The organism is Barnesiella sp. B2-R-119, from assembly GCF_023656675.1.
Taxonomy (GTDB): Bacteria; Bacteroidota; Bacteroidia; order Bacteroidales; family Barnesiellaceae; genus Barnesiella; species Barnesiella intestinihominis.
Genome location: NZ_JAMOKL010000004.1, coordinates 147,427 through 166,944 on the forward strand (window position 1 = coordinate 147,427; position 19,518 = coordinate 166,944).

At 43.7% G+C, this 19,518-nt stretch carries 13 protein-coding genes; all 13 read right to left on the bottom strand.

What is annotated here, in order from left to right; genetic code table 11:
• Positions 1 to 527 precede the first annotated feature (527 nt).
• The 13 genes from NBH06_RS09015 to NBH06_RS09075 all read right to left on the bottom strand — a co-directional run bounded on the left by NBH06_RS09015 (position 528) and on the right by NBH06_RS09075 (position 19,464).
• Complete coding sequence (locus tag NBH06_RS09015) at positions 528 to 1,946, bottom strand: Gfo/Idh/MocA family protein (protein WP_250793952.1); 1,419 nt, start codon at positions 1,944 to 1,946, stop codon at positions 528 to 530.
• 83 nt (positions 1,947 to 2,029) lie between these two features.
• The gene (locus NBH06_RS09020; RefSeq protein ID WP_250793954.1) at positions 2,030 to 4,291 is read right to left on the bottom strand and encodes a putative Ig domain-containing protein; all 2,262 of its coding nucleotides are present in this window, start codon (positions 4,289 to 4,291) and stop codon (positions 2,030 to 2,032) included.
• An 87-nt stretch (positions 4,292 to 4,378) separates the two neighbouring features.
• A complete protein-coding gene (locus NBH06_RS09025) occupies positions 4,379 to 5,122 on the bottom strand; it encodes an endonuclease/exonuclease/phosphatase family protein (protein WP_021891665.1) in 744 nt (247 codons plus the stop codon).
• 15 nt (positions 5,123 to 5,137) lie between these two features.
• Positions 5,138 to 5,878 carry a GDSL-type esterase/lipase family protein gene (locus tag NBH06_RS09030; protein WP_250793956.1) on the bottom strand — a complete coding sequence of 247 codons (741 nt, stop codon included), beginning with the start codon at positions 5,876 to 5,878 and terminating at the stop codon, positions 5,138 to 5,140.
• A gap of 7 nt (positions 5,879 to 5,885) precedes the next feature.
• Complete coding sequence (locus NBH06_RS09035) at positions 5,886 to 6,725, bottom strand: endonuclease/exonuclease/phosphatase family protein (RefSeq protein ID WP_250793958.1); 840 nt, start codon at positions 6,723 to 6,725, stop codon at positions 5,886 to 5,888.
• A gap of 31 nt (positions 6,726 to 6,756) precedes the next feature.
• The gene (locus tag NBH06_RS09040) at positions 6,757 to 8,418 is read right to left on the bottom strand and encodes a RagB/SusD family nutrient uptake outer membrane protein (protein ID WP_250793960.1); all 1,662 of its coding nucleotides are present in this window, start codon (positions 8,416 to 8,418) and stop codon (positions 6,757 to 6,759) included.
• A gap of 24 nt (positions 8,419 to 8,442) precedes the next feature.
• Complete coding sequence (locus NBH06_RS09045) at positions 8,443 to 11,778, bottom strand: SusC/RagA family TonB-linked outer membrane protein (RefSeq protein ID WP_250793962.1); 3,336 nt, start codon at positions 11,776 to 11,778, stop codon at positions 8,443 to 8,445.
• Positions 11,779 to 12,050: 272 nt separating this feature from the next.
• Positions 12,051 to 13,025 (bottom strand): FecR family protein, encoded by a 975-nt coding sequence (locus NBH06_RS09050; protein WP_250793965.1) that lies wholly within the window; start codon positions 13,023 to 13,025, stop codon positions 12,051 to 12,053.
• 55 nt (positions 13,026 to 13,080) lie between these two features.
• Positions 13,081 to 13,674: an RNA polymerase sigma-70 factor gene (locus NBH06_RS09055; protein WP_250793967.1), complete on the bottom strand. Its 594-nt coding sequence runs from the start codon at positions 13,672 to 13,674 to the stop codon at positions 13,081 to 13,083.
• Positions 13,675 to 13,806: 132 nt separating this feature from the next.
• Positions 13,807 to 14,415, bottom strand: coding sequence for a WG repeat-containing protein (locus tag NBH06_RS09060; RefSeq protein WP_250793969.1), 609 nt, complete (start codon positions 14,413 to 14,415; stop codon positions 13,807 to 13,809).
• A gap of 199 nt (positions 14,416 to 14,614) precedes the next feature.
• On the bottom strand, positions 14,615 to 16,432 hold the full coding sequence (locus NBH06_RS09065; RefSeq protein ID WP_250793971.1) for an alpha-1,3-galactosidase-related protein: 1,818 nt from the start codon (positions 16,430 to 16,432) through the stop codon (positions 14,615 to 14,617).
• A 40-nt stretch (positions 16,433 to 16,472) separates the two neighbouring features.
• The gene (locus tag NBH06_RS09070; protein ID WP_250793973.1) at positions 16,473 to 17,837 is read right to left on the bottom strand and encodes a Gfo/Idh/MocA family protein; all 1,365 of its coding nucleotides are present in this window, start codon (positions 17,835 to 17,837) and stop codon (positions 16,473 to 16,475) included.
• 19 nt (positions 17,838 to 17,856) lie between these two features.
• Positions 17,857 to 19,464, bottom strand: coding sequence for a calcineurin-like phosphoesterase C-terminal domain-containing protein (locus NBH06_RS09075; protein ID WP_250793976.1), 1,608 nt, complete (start codon positions 19,462 to 19,464; stop codon positions 17,857 to 17,859).
• Positions 19,465 to 19,518 lie beyond the last annotated feature (54 nt).

The window sequence follows — 19,518 nt, forward strand, 5'->3', positions numbered from 1 at the left end:
AGTCTCTTCTTAATAATATTAAGAAACAGTCAAATTTATATCCATAGGCTACACATATTTTTAATATTAAAAAATCAAAATGATTTCGAGAAATAAAAAGAATGACGTTTCACGCCTCAGGTACACCCATCTCCTAAGCAACGCTCTCCCCTTCAATAGTTTAATAAGAATTATAATCTGTGATCGATCTTCTTCGTTGAAACAGGTTCTTCATAGTTTCTATTTCGTTTTTCATGATATAAAATGCATTTTTATATAACTCCTTTTATATAAAACCCCAAATAGCACTTTATCCCTAGTGAAAAAATCTATTTTTTTCACTTAAAAAAAAAGAAAGAAGAAGACATGAACCAAGCTCATCTATCCCAAGCCGTCATCAAACCTCTGTAACATAAAATCTTACACATAAAAAGCCGGGCACATTATCACAATGTGCCCGGCTCGTCATCGCTTATCTATCTTTTGAAAACTCAATTTGCACCTTAAAATTCACATATCACATTTTTTTAACGGTCCGTTACTCATGCCTACATATCGATTCTCTTTTTCAGCACCCGGCTCTTTTCGGCCAAGAAACCCATCACATGGCTTTCAATGGAAAGGTCGATGGTACTGGTCAAATAGGAAGTATCTCTATGAGCGACGGCCAGCACAAAGTCTTTCACGATTCCGAAATCGCCGCCGGCATGACCTTCATATCCCGGCAAAGAAGATATATCTTTATTCCAAACCAATTTCTTATTTGTCAGAAAATCGGTTACGGTAAATTTTTTCATATCTCCCTCGATCCAGCCTTTCGTTCCCATAACACGGGTAAGACGGCCACCGGTAGCCGTAAAGGCTTCCATCGAGAAGGCTCCGGTAATATTGTTATCGAATTCGAGCGATGCCACGAAATGGTCGCATTGATCGTTATCGCATCGATAAACACATCGACCATAATCGGAGGTTCTGAGCTTATCGAGAATCAAGCTGTCGTACTTGTGGTTTTTACAATCGTTATCGGGAATATCGAACACATACAGGAATTGCCTCCTCTGCAAATATATCTTCTTGGCAGAATAAGGACACTGCGATTCTACCGGACAATCGAGACAACGCTCGGTAGAACCGTCGGGCGCATTCTCCCTCTTGAACAGTTTCAAACCTCCATAAGCCGATACCGATTTGCAGGGTTTGTTCACAAGCCACCGCATCATATCCATATCGTGGCACGATTTCGCGATAATGATGGGAGTCGTGTCCTTCGAGCTTTTCCAGTTTCCTCGTACATAGGAATGGGCCATGTGGTGATAACGAATACATTCCATATGTTGTATGCTGACCAACTCACCGATTTTACCCGAATCCAATACCTTTTTAAGCGCAATGAAATAAGGGGCATACCGCAAGACGTGGCAAATGCCTACAATACGGTCATAGCGCTTGGCGTATTTCAAAATATCCGTACACTCTTTTATCGACTGGGCGACAGGTTTCTCCAACAACAAATCGTATCCGGCAGCCATAGCCTTTAAAGCCGGCTCATAATGCAAGTTATCGGGTGTGGCGATGATAACTGCATCGGCAAATTTAGGGACATTGAATACTTCTTTCCAATCGCTGAAACAGTGCTCATCGGGGATACGATACAGATTTTTCATATACTCCTTACGCTCTGTATTGATGTCGGCTACGCCTACGATTTTCAAAGAATTTGGATAATGTTCCGAGTAACTGGCATACGTTCTTCCACGGGCTCCGGCTCCAATCACAATCGCTGTAACCGGTTTATCAACCACAGCCTCTTGGCTTTCCAGATCGGACGAGAATTCGTCGTCTAAATTGTCTGCCCCGACCGTTCCACCCTTCAACGTTCCGACAGTCTGCGATATCGCCTGAAAATCGGAAAGAGCGGCTGCAACCGTAGTGGCTCCCATCAACCTTAAAAATTCACTTCTTTTCATTTCTATCAATTATATGAATACAAGATAACTCCGGCCCCCGGTTCAAAGGAACCGGAGTCATCTCGAAAAAAGACTTCGATTACTTATCTCTTTACAATAAAAGGCTTGGTCGATTTACCCTCTTCTGTCGACAATACCAGATAATAAACTCCCGGTTGCATATCGGCAGTAGAAATTACCTCATCGAGTTGTACACCGTAATATGTTTTTTCCCATACACAAGTTCCGAGTGGAGTCACGACAGCTACCCGAGCCTTCATATCCTTACCGAAGTCGGCTTTCAACGTAATTTCTCCATAAGAAACCGTAGGATAGACTTGGAACGAATCGAGACTTACACGGTTTATTCCACTGGGAGTTTCGTCGGAAAGTATCATCGACAATTCCAATTCATCGTCACAACCCGATGCTCCGGTAGCTTTCACCGTAAAGCTGTAAATTCCCGGTTCGTTGGATTCTGCCGGGGTCCCTGAAATCAATCCTTCGGGCGACAAAGAAAGGCCGACCGGCAACGAGCCTCCGGTAAGAGCGCAGGTAATACCTTCACCCTCTATTTCGAGTTGGAGCGAATAGGGATAACCTATGTATGCATCGGGACACTGATCGGTAACGATGAATACATCGCAACCTTCTCCCGATTTAATAACCAACGTGTATTCTTTTTGAATAGAAGAAACGTCATCGGAAATTTTGACGGTGAACGTATAAGAACCGTTCTTCGTCGGTGTACCGGCAAAAGCACCGTCTTTACTTAACGTAATACCGTCGGGAAGCGTGCCAGAAACGATTTCGAACTTCACTGCACCCTCAACATTATCCACAACGATATTGTTGTAATAAGGCTCATTGGCTACACCCGGCTCCAACGTTTTGGTCTTTACCATTAAGGTATAGGAATATAGAACCGTATAAATATCATAATCCCGTACAAACGGAAGAGTGAGCGAAGCCCCGTCAAAAACGGTGGCGCCATTATTAAAATATCCGGTTACATACACCTTATTGTAATCGGGAGACATCGTTACACACCAAGCGACTTCGTGCTGATTGGCATTATCGGGCGTAACCGTTTTTTCCAGTTGCATAAGTTCCCATGTAGAACCGTTATATTTAGCGACATAACCGTCATGACCTTTGAACGTATAATCTTTGGACTCTCCCCGAGGATTCATATTCACGGCAGTTCCTCCTTTCGAGCCGTCGCCGTTCACATTACCGGCGACATAAATATTGTCGTCTGCATCGACAAATAGAGATTTAGCTTCATCACGACCGCTCCCACCGAGATTCATACCGTCCAAATAGGCTCCGGCAGACGAGTATTTAATCAAAAACGAATCGAAATTCCCGTTAAATCCAAGAGGAGACTGTCCTTCGGGAGTAACCGCCGACTGACAATGTCCCCAAATATAAACATTTCCTTGTGAGTCGGAGTCTATCGAACGGGTATCGATACGATTGGAATTCGTTACATACGTAATCCATTGTCCCACACCTTCGTGAGACAATTTAGCCACATAGGTGTCTTGCGAAGATTCCGAGCCCACGGCAGTCGTCAGCGCTTCCCCGTCGGTCCCAGTGATTGTAAACGTCGTTCCGAAACGTCCGGTAAGCAGTATATTCTCTTCTTTATCGAAATTCACGGCCCAGCCATAGGATTGAACGGGGCTTGAACCAGCAATAGCCCACTGGCAGACCAAAGAATTATTATAGCAAGCCAAGAATGTTCCCGGACTACTTCCCTCAATTGTCACGGTTTTCTCATTTCCGAAATCGGTCGCTCCGACAGTCGATCCCGTCACAAAAATATTACCGCTCTTGTCCACAGCCACCGAATAGCACAAAGATGCTCCCGCCGCTTTTATCTGAGCCGACGATTTATAATTACCGTCCTTATCATAAACGACGATACACCCGTCGGTAGATTGCGTACCGCTCAACGTCTGGTCTGTACCGTCGATAGTAACATCACCCGATATTTTACCGACAGCGACAATATCGCCCGCAGAGGTAACTGCAATGCGTTCGAAGGTATCGTCTTTACTGCCACCCACGACTCTTGCCCACAAAAAATTAAGTTCGGCATCATATTTCACGATAACGGCATCCATACCGCCACGACCTTTAATCGTAGCTCCACCGGCAAACTCCACATCTCCACGGCACGTACCCGAAATATAATAATTTCCGTCTTTATCCGTCAGAGAGCTGTAAGGCTCATCGGCTCCTGTACTACCGAAAGAAACACCTGTTTCAAACTTAGCATCTTTCGCTACCGCATCTCCAATACAAAATAAAGAGAGCAGCAAGATTCCTGCACTTGTGTAAATTTTTCTTAGTTTCATAGCTTAATGTTTTTAATAGAAGTTAATTAGACGACGATTAAAATTAATTTTTGAATATTATAACATGATACACTTCTATCTACATCGTTATTTGACAAATTCGAGGGTAACCATAATGGGATAATGGTCGGACAACTGGTTATCGGAAAAGACTTTCGTTTCTTTTACCACCCACCCATTGGCCGGATAGTAACCGATATGATCGAACTCCCGACTGAGAGCCAACGTCCATACGCTGGACAATTCGTTAATCTCGGCAGTTCCTACCCGACGATTCATGTCCCCGGCTACAATATAATGTTTCCCCAACTGCGGAATACGGTTAACTTCTTTAATTTGCGACATGCCGTTGTCCAATTTAGACATATCGATGTGAGTGTCGACAATCGAAAACTCGGTCCCGTCGGGGAGCTTTATATCGGCAATGGCAGCATTACGTTGCTCTGTACCGGCCGCACATGGCAACATAATTCTACGAGTCTCGTCAAAACTGTGTTTACTCAAAATAGCGTTACCGAATTTACCGCCGTAGCATTTTTCGAGAGTTACATAAAACATTCCATGCATGCCTGTTAAATAGGCCAACTCATTCAACATATTGATATTGTTATTGATCGGCCTCGGCGTATTCGCCCCTGTTCGATTCGTATAGTATTCTACTTCCTGCAAAGCCACGATATCGGGATCTTGTTCCTTAATGAAAGCAGCGATGTCGGCGATAGGGGCATCATAACCTGCATGGATATTAAACGAGATTATTTTCAGTTGAGTCTGGGCAAACACGCCTCCACACAAACATATTCCTAATAGTATCGATATAATTTTTTTCATGATTCATTCTATTTGTTATTTATTCAAAGAATATTCTTTTGCCAACACATCGTAAATGATGGTCGCTATTACTCTGTTTCCTTCCAATCCGGGGTGGACTCCATCAAGGAACAAATCTCCATACCCCCGCAAAGCCGTATGCAAATCTATGACCGTGAGATTCTGAGCTTCGGCAACCCGCTGAATAGCCGGAATAATTTCGCTCGTTATGATACCGTCGTCTATTCCGAACGAGTTGCTATACGCTATGGCCGGCGTACACAAAAAGACCCTCGGACGAGTTGACAGACTCCGTAAGGAAAGAACCAAATCCGTGAGATCGGACTCAAACTCGGAGCCATGACTAGACCAATTGCCCGACTTTGAATCATTCGAGCCCAATTTTACAATGACAATATTGGGTAAGAATGCTTTGGCATTGGTATATTCTTTGGTATTCCAATATGGAGAATTGCCATTCTTCAAAAGGGTTGTGCCACTACACCCGAAGTTGGCGACCTCGAAACCCTCTCCCAACATATTACCCAACAAAGCCGGGTAGCACTCTTTTTCCCTATCGTTTAAAAACTGTCTCGCCCCATAGGTTATACTGTTCCCTATGCAAGCTACCTTTCTAACCGACTCAATGCCAGCAGGTCTTTGTCCCTTCGGATAGACCTCTTCGTTTTCGGAACAACCGGCAAAGAGCCCTGTGAGGAGAAATAACATACATATTCCCCAGCCGGATACTCTGCTGAAATAATTATACTTTTTCATCTGTTCTTTATTTTAATCCTATACGCAAAAATAGAGCCTTATGATCCGAAACGGTTTGATCTCCCTTAACCTGAACCGCCTGTGTTCCCCAATTCTGGGACAAAGGAGTCAACACATAATCGAATCTCGATTCGGGTTGAACGGCAGGATATGTATTTTCCGAAGAAAACTTGCAGGAACGGCGATACTTCTTCTTCAAAATATTGAATACATTCCCTGATTCATTTTCATAGACAGAAGCGCAAATAACGATGTTTTGCTTTACTTGGTCGGCATAAGCGGCAAGAGCTTCGGCCTGACGCACCCGTTTATTGGCATCCTCCTTATCGAACTGGCATGTAGCGATAAGAACCGTCTCGCCCGAACCCAATTCATAAGGCGCAGTAAGCAATACCAATTCATCGTTCAAATTCACTTTATTCGTACCATAAAAACATTCCCGGACAAACAAAGCCACTCCTGTTTCTCCGCCATCTTCCCGACCGGTAGAGGCGAATATCCCCTGCCGGCGTTGACCGTCCTTGCTGCAACGGTAAGCGACCTCGCCAACCAGATTCTTTTTTCCCGTGCGGGCAGTCCCGAAATCCACATCTTGCAATGCTACGACATCGGTATTATTTTCCTGAATAAATGCCGCCAACGGCTGGATATTATACGTCCCAGAGGCTAACCCTTTACCGGCACTCAACGACAGAAGAGAAAACGAACGGTCGCCAGCCAACGTGACCAGAGTTTCATCGTCACCGCCGGTCCCGCCCGAACCCGGCAAATCCGGGTCGGACGAACCGCAAGCAGTTATCAATAAAATTCCAACGAAGCACAAAATGAATTTAAAATGAGTTTTCATATATAGATAACATTAATTGTGTAAGCTATCCTTATTCCCAACCGGGATTATTAGGGAGCAAATTGGGATTACGCTGCGTTTGTGTGAACGGAATCGGCCATAAATAATTTTTCATATCAGAGAAAGTACGCCCCGTCATCAAAATCAAATTCCCTTTATCGTCGGTAGGAATATCTTCGACATAAACATATTCACTGGGCGGAACCGTACTCTTACGCATACCGGTCACATCTTTCGCCAACAAATCTCCTTGTTTCCAACGTAACAAATCGAAATAGCGCTCCCCTTCGAGAGCCAGTTCGACCCGGCGTTCCCGACGAATTTCGTCTCTCAGATTCAGCCCGTAAGCATTCAATTTGGTCAATACCATCTTGTCTGCTTCAACCCGGTCTCTAAGAAGGTTTATCGACTTATCTATATCCGGTTGAGTTATTGCATCGCCCCTCATCTCCTTCGCTTCAATCCAGTTCAATAAGACCTCAGCATAACGCATCAACGGAATGGCATTCTGGTCTTTGTTATAAAAAGAGACTGCGGAGAGTTCGACAAATTTCGTAAAATACCAACCTGTCGTCGTGCGGCAACTGGTAGCCGAATTCGAGAACTTAGGCTGTTCATAGGTAGTCTTACCGGGATATCCGCCCCACTTCGCTCCGGGTTTCAAAATCGTCTGCGCCATACGTGGATCCCGATTATTGAAGATAGCTTCGTGGGTATTCTCGCGGTAACGGCTCGCCGGCAAAGTTATGGGAAGCCCATTACACAAATAGGCATCCATGAGCGAACGAGTGGGCGCAGAACGAGCCTCCTCGTTGGGAACTTGCAATTCCCGGCTGAGGTTATGAGTTTGATTGGCTTCCTCACTATACAGACGAGTAACGATAAACTCCCGGTTGTTCTTATTAGTCACCGGATTGGCAGCCAAAGTAAACAACTCGTTATAAGTCGTTTCGGGATTCCCGTTATCGTACAATTTATGAAAACCGGCAGTCATCACCTCTTCTGCCGAAGAAACAGCCTTGTCCCAACGCTCGTGGTACAACGCAAACCGAGAACTAAACGCCCAAGCAGCCTCTTTTGTGGGACGACCGAGTTCGCTATCTTTCAAATCCTTAGCATAAGGCAATACCGCAGCTGCCCGGTCAAACTCATCAAGAATCCACTCGATCATGGTTTCCTTATCGGTACGGGAGCCATAAAGCTCGTCGTCTCCCACATCTATCGTATTGGTTACACGGGGTACATCGCCAAAGCAATTCACCAGATAACTGTACAAATAGGCTCTTATGAAAATGGCTTCTCCGGCATATCTTTCTCTTACAGGTGCAGAAACCTTTTGAGCACGTTCGTAATTTTCAAGAAAGTGATTACAACGTCTGATACCGTCATAACCGGTCGTCCACTCCGAATTGATAACCGACAAATCACTCGTAAAATTTCCACTCCCGAGAGTCTTGTATTCCGACGAACGCTCACGAAAAACATTATCTCCCAAAAATTCCATATCGACACTCCTGTTTTTTCCTCTCAAATAATTGATGCAGGCATTAGATGCCAATATCAAATGTTCCTCGGTTTCCCAATATGTTTCATCGGTAAGTTCGTCCAACGGGATTCTGTCGAGGAACGAATCGTTGCAGCCGGGTAAAACAAACGCCGCACACAGCAGAATTGCTAAATATTTTGTTTTCATATATTCTGATATTTATATCGATAATTATTTGAATGTAATGCTCAAACCCAAAGAATACGAGGCCGTGATAGGATAGTAGCCTCCACTGCTTACAGGAATCTCAGGGTCATACGACGAGAAGAAGTCGGTGAACGTCCACAAATTTTCGCCCGAAAAATATATTCTCAAATTCTCAATATGCATCTTGGAAATGATCCCTTTACGGGGAACCGTGTAACCCACTTGCAAATTTTTTACCCGCAGGTATGAAGCGTCTTCGAGCCAGAAAGAAGAAAATTCGTCCCGATTGTATGTTTCATCATACGTAAAACGCGGATAGGATGCATGAGGATTTTGGTTTTCCCAAGTCCAACGGTCGAGATGTGCCTTCTGCGGATAGTTGGCAAGCTCGGTAAACGCATGTCGTCCCATGCCTCCGATATACCCGTCACATTTACCCACACCTTGTAAAAAGAGGCTGAAATCGATTCCTCGCCAAGCGGCGTTGAGTCCGATCGTATAATTATATCGAGGAATAGCACTGCCTATATAGCAACGATCCTCGGTAGGCGTAATCTTCCCGTCACCGTCTATATCCACATATTTTATATCTCCCGGTTGTACCTTCGTGCGATACTCCTCGATAATAGGGGTCGTCGCTTTCGGCGTATAAGTGTTCGTGGCAATGTCATAATCAAAATCATCGACCGTATAAAGTCCGTCGGATTTGTATCCCCAAAATGCATCGATAGGATAGCCCACCGCACGAATGCGATCGCCGCTGAAATCGTCGGCCGTATTTCCCACGCTAACCACTTTATTTTTCACATCGGAAAAAGTGACATTCACCCCGTAGGTAAAATCTTTCCCTATTTTATCTTGCCAAGCCAAAGCGATTTCCCAACCTTTGTTTTGAACCTTACCGGCATTCTGGTAGGGTTCACTCACACCCAGCACATCGGGAAGTTTCACTTTCAGCAAAATATCGTCGGTATTCTTAATGAAGTAATCGGCCGTCAACGACAAACGATTATTCAACAAATTGACGTCCAATCCGATATTAGTCATCTTTATGGACTCCCAAGAGAGAATATTGTTCGATGCCTCGCTTTGCTGCATGGAAGAGGTTATCTCCCCGCCGATAGGCATGTTGGAGGTAGAAGGTTGAATCAAAGCCATATAAGGATATAACGAAGAGGTATATTGGTTACCCAGAGTACCGTATGAGGCCCTAATTTTCAAATTATCCAACCAGCTGCGGATCGATTCCATAAACGACTCTTCGGTCAAACGCCAAGCCACCGATGCCGAAGGGAAATAGCCTCCCCGGTGATCTTTATGAAAACGCGACGACAAGTCGTAACGCAAATTGGCCTCTACCAAATAGCGATCGTTGAAATTATAATTGACCCGCCCGAACCCGGAACGAATCGCCCAATGATTGTCATAGCCGCTATTGGTTTGCAAATCGGTTCCGGCATTCAGCACATGGAGATCGTTGGAGACCAAATCCTGACGACTGGCATCCATTTGTTGGTACAACTGCCACTCCTGAGAAAAGCCGGCAAGAATATGGAAAGAATGTTTCCCTATCGTCTTATCATAATCGACCTGTGCCATCACATTCTGGTATCGTTGGGCAATATCGCGTTGACTGAACTTACTCGTATTCGACGTATAAGCCAATGGCGTTTCGGTATCGGGATAAAAGTGCTGTATGATGTTCTGTTGTTGTTTCCGCAACACATCGACCAACCGGGTAGCATATTGAACCTTTGCCGTCAACCCGTCGATAATTCTCAATCCGGCGCTGAAATTCAACGAGGTCTCACGTTTATGGTAATTGATAAAACCACCGTCGTAGGCTTGTGCTATCGGGTTTGCCGAGCTACCGCCATATCCCCATTGCCCGTCGGTGAATTTCACGGGAGTCAAAGGAGAAGAACGGAGAGCTTGATAGAAAAGTCCCGAATTTTCGCTATCGCTCGATGCAGGAGTCCAATTATCCACGTCGGTATAACTCACATTTCCCTCGATGGTCAATCGATCGAAAAGCTCGGTGTTTAATTTCATTCTCACATTATTACGGGTAGCATGATAACCGTTGCCTACCATAAGTCCCGAAGTGGTTAAGTTTCCATAGGACAAATAATACCCCATGTTCTTATTCCCACCGTTGATATTTACATTGTGACCGTGTTGAGGAGCATAATCTCTCGTGATTTCTTTTATCCAGTTCGTATTCGCCCGGAAATTCGGATCGGTTCCGTTAATGACGGCATCGATATCTTCCTGTGTATACCCCCAACTTTTATTTACATTCGAAGTCGCTTCTTTCAGTAAAGTAAGATATTCGACGGCATCGAGCATTTCGGGAAGGGCCGTCGGTTTTTGCATGGCAAAATATCCGGTATAAGTGACCGTAGGTTTTACCTCGCGGTCGGCCTTACGCGTCGTAATAAGAATAACTCCGTTGGCCGCTCTCGAACCATAGATAGAAGAGGAAGCGGCATCCTTCAATACCGATACAGACTCTATATCGTCGGGGTTCAACGTGTTCATGTCGCCTTCCACGCCGTCGATAAGAATCAAAGGGTCGGAGTTATTCAATGTCCCGATACCCCTCACCCGTATAGAAGAGTTATTATCACCGGGACGGCTCGTCGTATTAACGATAGAGACACCCGGCAACATGCCTTGCAAACCGGTCGTCACATTAGCGATAGGACGATTGGCTAAAACATCATGGTCTACCGAAACGACCGATCCCGTTAAATTTATTTTCTTTTGAACACCGTAGCCTACCACCACTACCTCGTCCATCAAATTGGAATCTTCGTTCAATCGAATTTCAATGGGATTTTCATTCGTGACAGGAACCTCTGTCTTTTTATAGCCGATAGAAGACACGACCAGCAGAGCGTTATCCGAAATATTATTGATAGTAAAATTTCCATCTACATCGGTCGAAGTTCCTATCGAAGAACCTTTTACGATAATACTGGCCCCGATAATGGCCTCGCCTTTTTCATCGACTACCTTACCGGAAACAAAACGGGACCGTTTAGCCGCTTGCTGCTGTTTGGAAAGCAAAACAACTACATTATCGACTTTCCTTTGGAATGTGATATTCGTTCCCTTCAATAACTGTTTCATGGTCTCTTCCAAAGATGCATTGTCGGTTTTCACCGTCACGAGTTTATCAAGCCCCTCTAACTCCACATTATAAAAGAAGCTATAATTGCTCGACCGTTCGATTGTTTTTATGGCTTCTTTCAACGGCTTATTTTTAATATCTACCGTAATCTGCGCCTGAATATTGAGCGTAAAAAGCGCAAACAACAAGCATAGCCACCTCATCTTAAAATGGTTTGATTTCATACGTTTTTCATTTTTATTTCTTTGATTAAAAAGATATTAGTATAAAAGGTATCTGCAATAATGTGTTACTTTTAATTTTCATCGTCTATTGGGTATACAAGTAGCGACCCAGATTTATCCAAGCCTATTCTACAATTAACATTTATTAAATTATCCAACTCTTAAATGATTCGACATGTGCCATTTTCATAAGCAAAAAGGGGAGCCGGCTCGACGCAAACACCAAGCATTCTTATCCCCATAGGGAAATATTCAAAAGAGGAGCTGTTATATTATTTTTTATGAAGCACGATGACAGAATCGCGCACTTCATAATGTAATGACGATGTCATCGACAAGATATCAAGAGCATTTGTAATGCCTCCGCTTCCTATCGAACCGGTGAAAAAATATTGTCCTTCGGGAAACGTCGAGTCGAAAACGATTTTTACGTTATATACACGAGATAAAACCTTAACGATATTTTCCAGCGATTCATTTTCGAAACGTAAATTCCCATCGGTCCATTCGACATATTCCTTCGAATAAACCTTACCCACCTGCATGGTTCCCGTGTTTCTGTCATACACCAGTTTCTCGTCGGGCTGCATGACATAGCGATTGCTCTCCGACGCCACATCGACTTTCCCTGTCAACAAAACGACCGACACTTCATTATCGTCTTTATAAGCACACACGTCGAAAGCCGTGCCCAATACTGTAATTTCAAGATCGGCAGCCTTTACGACAAACGGGCGATCCTTATCGGGAGTCACCTCGAAATAGGCTTCTCCATCGAGCTCGACGATTCTTTTTTTTCCATTAAAATCATGCGGATAACTAATTTGAGAGGCTGAATTTATATTTACTTTCGTACCATCGGGCAATTGGACTTTGGCTCGTTCCCCACTCTCGGCAGTTACTACCAACGGGAGAGTATCCACCTTTGAATCGAGTCTCAACTCATATACGGCCAACGCAGCGATAATCGGTAAACAGACAACGGCGGCCCACCGCAACATCGAAACAAAGGAGAATCGTCTATGCGACTTTTTCTCCCGGGATTCTATGTCCTTTTTAATGCGGGTATACAGACGTTCATAGACTTCCTCATCGAGATGAGAATCGCTTCTCTCAATAGCTTGCATAATCCATCGGTCGAGCGAATCGTTATTTTTTATCCACTCGCACAATTCCTTGACTTCTGCCGTCGAAGCGTTTCCGTCGAGGTACTTCTCGATGAGTATTTTGAAATATTCCTTATCCATTTGTTCCTTTACCTAGTATAAAAGCAAATCGGCTCGCACGTCTAATCACTTATAGTTAAACTATCTTAATTAAAGCGGCATAAATCACTAAGGGTAACAACTCATCGTAATGAGCCATCAATTTATCCCTCATAAATTTAAGCGCCAACGACAATTGCGTCGCGACGGTACTCTCCGAAATATTCAGCTCGACCGCTATTTCTTTATTCGTAAAATGCTTACGTTTACTCAAAACAAATATTTTCTTACGCGACGGCGGCAGTTCCTCGGCAAGTCGATCGATATATTCTTCCAGCAGCTTACCGTCCAGCTCTCCATCGGCATTATCGCTATATTCTTCCGAAGATTCAAGAACATATTCCGCATAAATATATTCGACAGTCTGCCGCTGATACACATTCATCAACAGATTCTTAGCTATGGTACAAAGATAAGAGATCAACGATTTATCGGGACTCACCTGATCGTGCATCTCCCACAACCGGACAAACGTACGTTGTACGATTTCCTCCGCCCAATAACTGTCTCCGCCAGATATTCTCATGACAAAGTTGTATAATTTACCACTATACAACTTGTATACCTTTTCAAAGGCATCGAAAGAACCCGATTTGAGGCCTACGATAATATTGTCACATTCACTTTTCAACTCTGGCAATAATAATATAATATGCAAATATAAACCATCTGCCTAAAAATATTATTATTTACATGTTATTTTTCCAATAAATATCTATTTCGCCAATGGAAATAATAATATTATTCTTTATTTAATCTGAAATTAATAGCCCAAAAGACGCCTAAGCGCATTTTCCGCCTCATACGACGCCTTAAAATTGGGTTGAATGACGATTCTGTTGTTTCTATCGATTGCGCCCCAGCGGTTTCTCCCGACTTCCACAACGGCAAAGCCCTCGTCGTTGAATCCTCGTGCATTGTAATATTGCGGTTTAATGAACCAATTCCCATAATAATCGAGATAACCGTACAATCCACTCTTGGAATCGCGGGTCTCCCATAAATCGATTCCGCGCAATCTTCCCTTCTCCATCGAAGTAATAGCGTTATCCACATCGTAGCTGTGCTCGAACACCGGATTTATCACCACTTTCCCAGCCATATTTATGGCTCCGTACCGCACACCGATTTGCACCCGCGCCAGTCCGTTGTTACGGAAACGTTGTGCAGATCTGAATTTAGGCCGTATTACCCACATACCCAAGTCATTGACATAGCCATATAATCCGGTAGCCGGATTTTCGACCGGTGTCAAACGACTAGCCGCCTGCGAACCATAACTTCCCGAATACAGAGGAAACCCTCCTAAACCGGCACAAGAACAAACAAAAAACATGAAAATAAACAAGAATATCGAGATCGGGTATTTCATGAGATTTGAATTTTAAGGTTTTATCATACAAACTCTTTTCTAACATAAAAGCGTATATCTTCGCCCCTTTTTTACAACATCACAAATATAAAAACAAATTTTTAAAAACCAAACCTTCGGAACAGAGAGAAAGGGATAAAACAAGATTCCTATTCAAAAAAGAAAGGCGGAATTAACATTCCGCCCAACGTCTTATCCATTATTCTTTTACAATAGACAGTTTCCCACCGGGAGCACCCAGCACATCGCCTATAATCTTATTATCCTTGATTTTCGCATGGCGGCATTTTACCAATGTTACGGCGGCCTTTCGTTTGTGGAAAGGTTTGTAGGTTGTATTCCTTTGAATCACATTCCCTGTAAACGAAATACCGTCTACGCTTTTTGCATACAAAATAGGATAGTCGAACGGATTGAACGTATTATTCTCAATCCTGATATTGCTATGGAACGGATACTTCGTATCGGGCTGGGGAATTTCCGGCTCGATAGATATGATGGCTTCACAAAACTGATACATGGAAGACATACAGGGATAACGGAAGTCGTTTCCTTTAATAAGCACATCTTTTACCGCACCCGATTCATACCAATAATTCGCATCGCCCGCAATCAATATAGCCGACCCGCTCGACTCGAACACATTGTTTTCAATCACTACTTTTCCCGGTGTGGAAACCAGTAATCCCCGCGCCCGGCAAGAACCGAAAAACGAGTTGCGAATATCGACATCGGGGGTCCACGTAAGATTCTCCAATGCAGCGCCTACCCCGATTTCTTCCGGCAAATCCGATGTCAATTCCAATTCGAACTCATACTCGTCTATCGCCTTGAACGAGCGTATATTTGCGGTAGCAACCGTGCGCATGGTATTGTTTTCGATCATACCGACTTTATCTCCCGGAAATCCCCACTCCATACCTTTGCTCATGTCGTGCATAAACCGGCAGACAACCTTATCGGAAGAAAGGACTTTCACCACCCGGACACAGGTTCCATGTATGTTTATGGGATCGTCCATCAAACCAGCCCAACGACAACTGTCGACCGTAATTTTACCTTTACACCCCATCAAATGGAAACCGTCGTCGTGACCGCTCAATATGCGTCCCTTCGCCGCATTGGGCTCTACACTCACTTTTTTGAACGCAATATCAGAAGAATATTGTGCCAAGATACCCAAGCCGGCGGTATGATACACCTGCACATCGGACAACCGCACATCGTGGCTGCCACAGATAAAAATTCCGGCATGGTCTCTCGTGCTATGCCTCAACACCAACCAGTTACCCTCGGCCGGGTATCGCTCGAATCCTCCCTTCCGACTCAACCGCACAATACCATACCGAGGTGAAACGGCCGTATAATCGCCCCAATTCCACCCCAGCACCAAATCACCCGTACCGGGAACTACGAAATGCGTATCAGACTCAAATTCTATCATACTGCCTAATGCACTTTTCCAACCTTCACCCACGAATACCAGTTTGCCGTCCTCAATGATATAGGGAGATTCAAGGACATTGATTTCGATCTCGAAAAAATCGCTACCCACCTTTGTCACACGAGCCTGAGCCGTAAGCGGTATATCCCAATCGATAGAGAAATTTTTCAACGTAACGCCATCGCAATTCTCAACGGTTATCGGCTGTATTCGGTCGTGCATGATGAACTGCGAGCCGTTCCCGTCGACAGTGATATTGTGAAGCCCCTCGAAAAGCATTGCCAATCGCTTCGGAAAAACATCGTAGGTATTGGTCTCATAATAATTTTTCTCATGAGCATATTGAGGCCAAAAATCATAACGTCCTTCGGGAAAGACAAGGGTTACCGGCTCTTTTCCCCTACAAGCCTCTATCGCTTTTTGAACATATGCTACGGCATTCTCCCTCGTATCGGGTTTCAACCCAAAGTCGGCTACCGAAATCACAGTATCCGCATATCCTTTACTTCCCAAAAAAATCGATGCTATGCCGACTACACTTACCCATATGCGTGTCGAAAATTTCGTTCCCATTCTTAATCTTGTTAAATATTTCAATGTTGCAAATTTATAACTATTTTGCAAACTCCAAACCTTTTAATTTCTCCCATGCTCCTCGTGTGAAATCGGGAATACGTACAGGAACAGATCCATTTCTTACTGAATATTCAGTCAATTCGACCAAGCAAGACCATTCGGCAGCATCATAAACATCTTGATCCAAAGGCAATCCATTCCTTAAACAATAAATCAAGCGATAGTCCATAATAAAGTCCATACCTCCATGCCCACCTACTTTTCGAGCTAAATTTCCAATTTCTTTCACAAACTGATGTTCATAAGCCTTCAAGAGAGAATCCAATTTCTCTTCCGGTAAGAAACGATGAGCATTCGGTTCTAAGGCAATCCCTTCCACCGGATATTTCTGTGCAAAACCCTTTGTTCCGCCGATTACATGATGCCGGTCATAAGGTCGAGGACTTGTCACATCGTGTTGAATCAAAATCGTTTTCCCTTTTTCAGTCTTAATAAGAGTAGTATTCATATCTCCTAAATCATATTTTTTAGAAGCGAACGCATGTTCTTCCCCCAAACGACTCCGAGAATATTCCGTCAATCCGAACTGGTCACTCGACATCGACACCAAATAATTCATTTTATCTCCCCGATGAATGTTCATTATTTGACAAATTGAGCCTAAGCCATGCGTCGGATATGGATTCCCCGTATGATCCGTATTATATTTCAATCTCCACATATCCCAATATCCCGATACCGATGCAGTGTCAAAATTATATTCTCTTAAATCGTGAATATAAGCCCCTTCTCCATGAACAACTTCTCCAAAAACGCCCTGTTGAGCCATATTCAAAGTAGCCAACTCAAAAAAATCGTAGCAACAGTTTTCCAGCATCATACAATGTTTCCGAGTTTTTTCGGCGGTATTCACCAATTGCCAACACTCATCAACCGTAAGGGCTGCCGGAACTTCCACCGCGACATGTTTCCCCTGCTCCATAGCATAGACCGCAATAGGAGTATGCAACTGCCAATGGGTACAATTATAAATCAAATCTACATCGCTTCGTTCACAAACCTTCTTCCAACTATCGGGGCCACAATATTCCACGGCCGGTCCTCGTCCCTTCGCAGCCAGAATCCTCTGCGCTTTGGCAACCTTGAAAGAATCTACATCGCACAATGCAACTACCCTCACACCTTCTATATTCATAAAACGTTTCACGGCTGCCATGCCCCGAGCACCTACCCCTATAAAAGCCACCCGTACCGTATCCAAAGGTTCTGCTCTTAATGCAAGGACATCGGTTTGTCCCGATTCTCTTTCCGGTTCGGGAAACGGGTCGGCTTTATAAACAGACTTACAAGCAAACAAAAGCAACAATGCTCCTATTATAATAATTCTTAGAATCAGATTCATAACTAATACTTTATTTTAATCAAAGATTTTGAATATTTACGGTCGTCGAAAACATATCCCCAAATCGGGAAGTCACCCTTATTTTAAGTTGATTATACGGAATAGAAGGCCTACAATAAAACATATGATCAGATTCAGAGGCTTGTATCCAAGTACGCCCGACAGGGAAAGTATTATCTCCCTTCGCCCCGAAAGCATTGTATGCAGTAATATCATACATATTCAGACTACGGAACATCGAACGATAGTTTTGTCCGTTATCTTCGGAATATTCGACTTTCCACGAAGGATCCCAATCCCAAACATTCAGAACGACATTTTTCGGGCGTAATATGTTGATTCTTTCTCCCAAAGGATATACTCTCATCTGGTATTGTTCGGGTTGTCCCACACATTTATATTTCCATTTAAATGAGGTTCCGTCCACATCAAATATTTTATACCCGATAGGTGTACCCTCACTACAAATCAGTTCGGGTTGCCACCAATTACCGCACATTGCCGCTACAATGTGTTCTGTCATACCACTACCATCATCTGTCACAACAGAGTTCCAATGCGTATGACCGCTAAGAATCTGAACATCGGCATATCCACGGAGAAGAGCATACAACTGTTCTCTGTTGCCGAAAGACCGAGTCTCGGTTCTGCGCTTAGTAGGCGCATGCAAACAAAGGACAATCGCCTTATCTTTATCGACATACATCAAATCTTTTTGCAACCAAGCAATTTGTTCATCGGAAACGGCATCGACATACTTAGGCCCCGATCCGCCCCAATACTCCACATCATCAAGTACTACGTAATGGACCTTACCCCGATTATATGAATAATAAGTAGGCCCGTAATGTCGTTTATACACCGTATCGGCTTTCAAATCATTGGACTTCACAGCAGGTTCACTTTTGTCGAACACATGATCATGATTGCCGATAACATTATACACAGGAGCATTCAACATCGAAAAAATCTCTTTACTCGATTCATGATACTCTGGTTTGTCAAACACCAAATCTCCCAACACAATATAATGTACACATTCTCCTTTACGGCTCTGCGTTACCCAGCTGTTAAGGTCATTTACAGCTTCTTTCAAATAACTCAACTCAAAATCACGATATAACTGTGGATCACCGATTGCAACAAATGTATGTTTCGTATCATCTTTTTCAAGACGAACAAGCTCAAAATCTTTATGGACAATATCTGTTCGCTGATTGATTTCGGCATAAAACTGGGGTACGCTATTTTTCACGCATACGGTATAACCGCTCGGTGAAGATATATATACATGAGAAGCCGTCGTATTTCGTTTCATTCTATATATACCTTTCTCATCGGTAACAGTGACGTTAGTTCCATCGGTCACTACAACCCCCGGCATTCCTACCCGATTGCAATGCACCCAACCTTTAAGCGTAATACCCGGCATATCCAAGATAATTCCATTTTCAGGATCGTCCTTCTGCTCTACAATAGTATCGGGCTCTTCGGGATCGACGATATCCGTGGAATCGGCAGGTTCTTCCTCTCTTGGTTTTTCGGGTTCGGGCATATCGTTTTTTTCACAACCCAACAAGCAAATACCGGCAAAAGCCAGACATACGAAATAGATAAGATTCTTCATGCTAATTTCTCCTCTTTTGTTTCAAAACTATGAGGCTATCCAGATTGGTTGGAT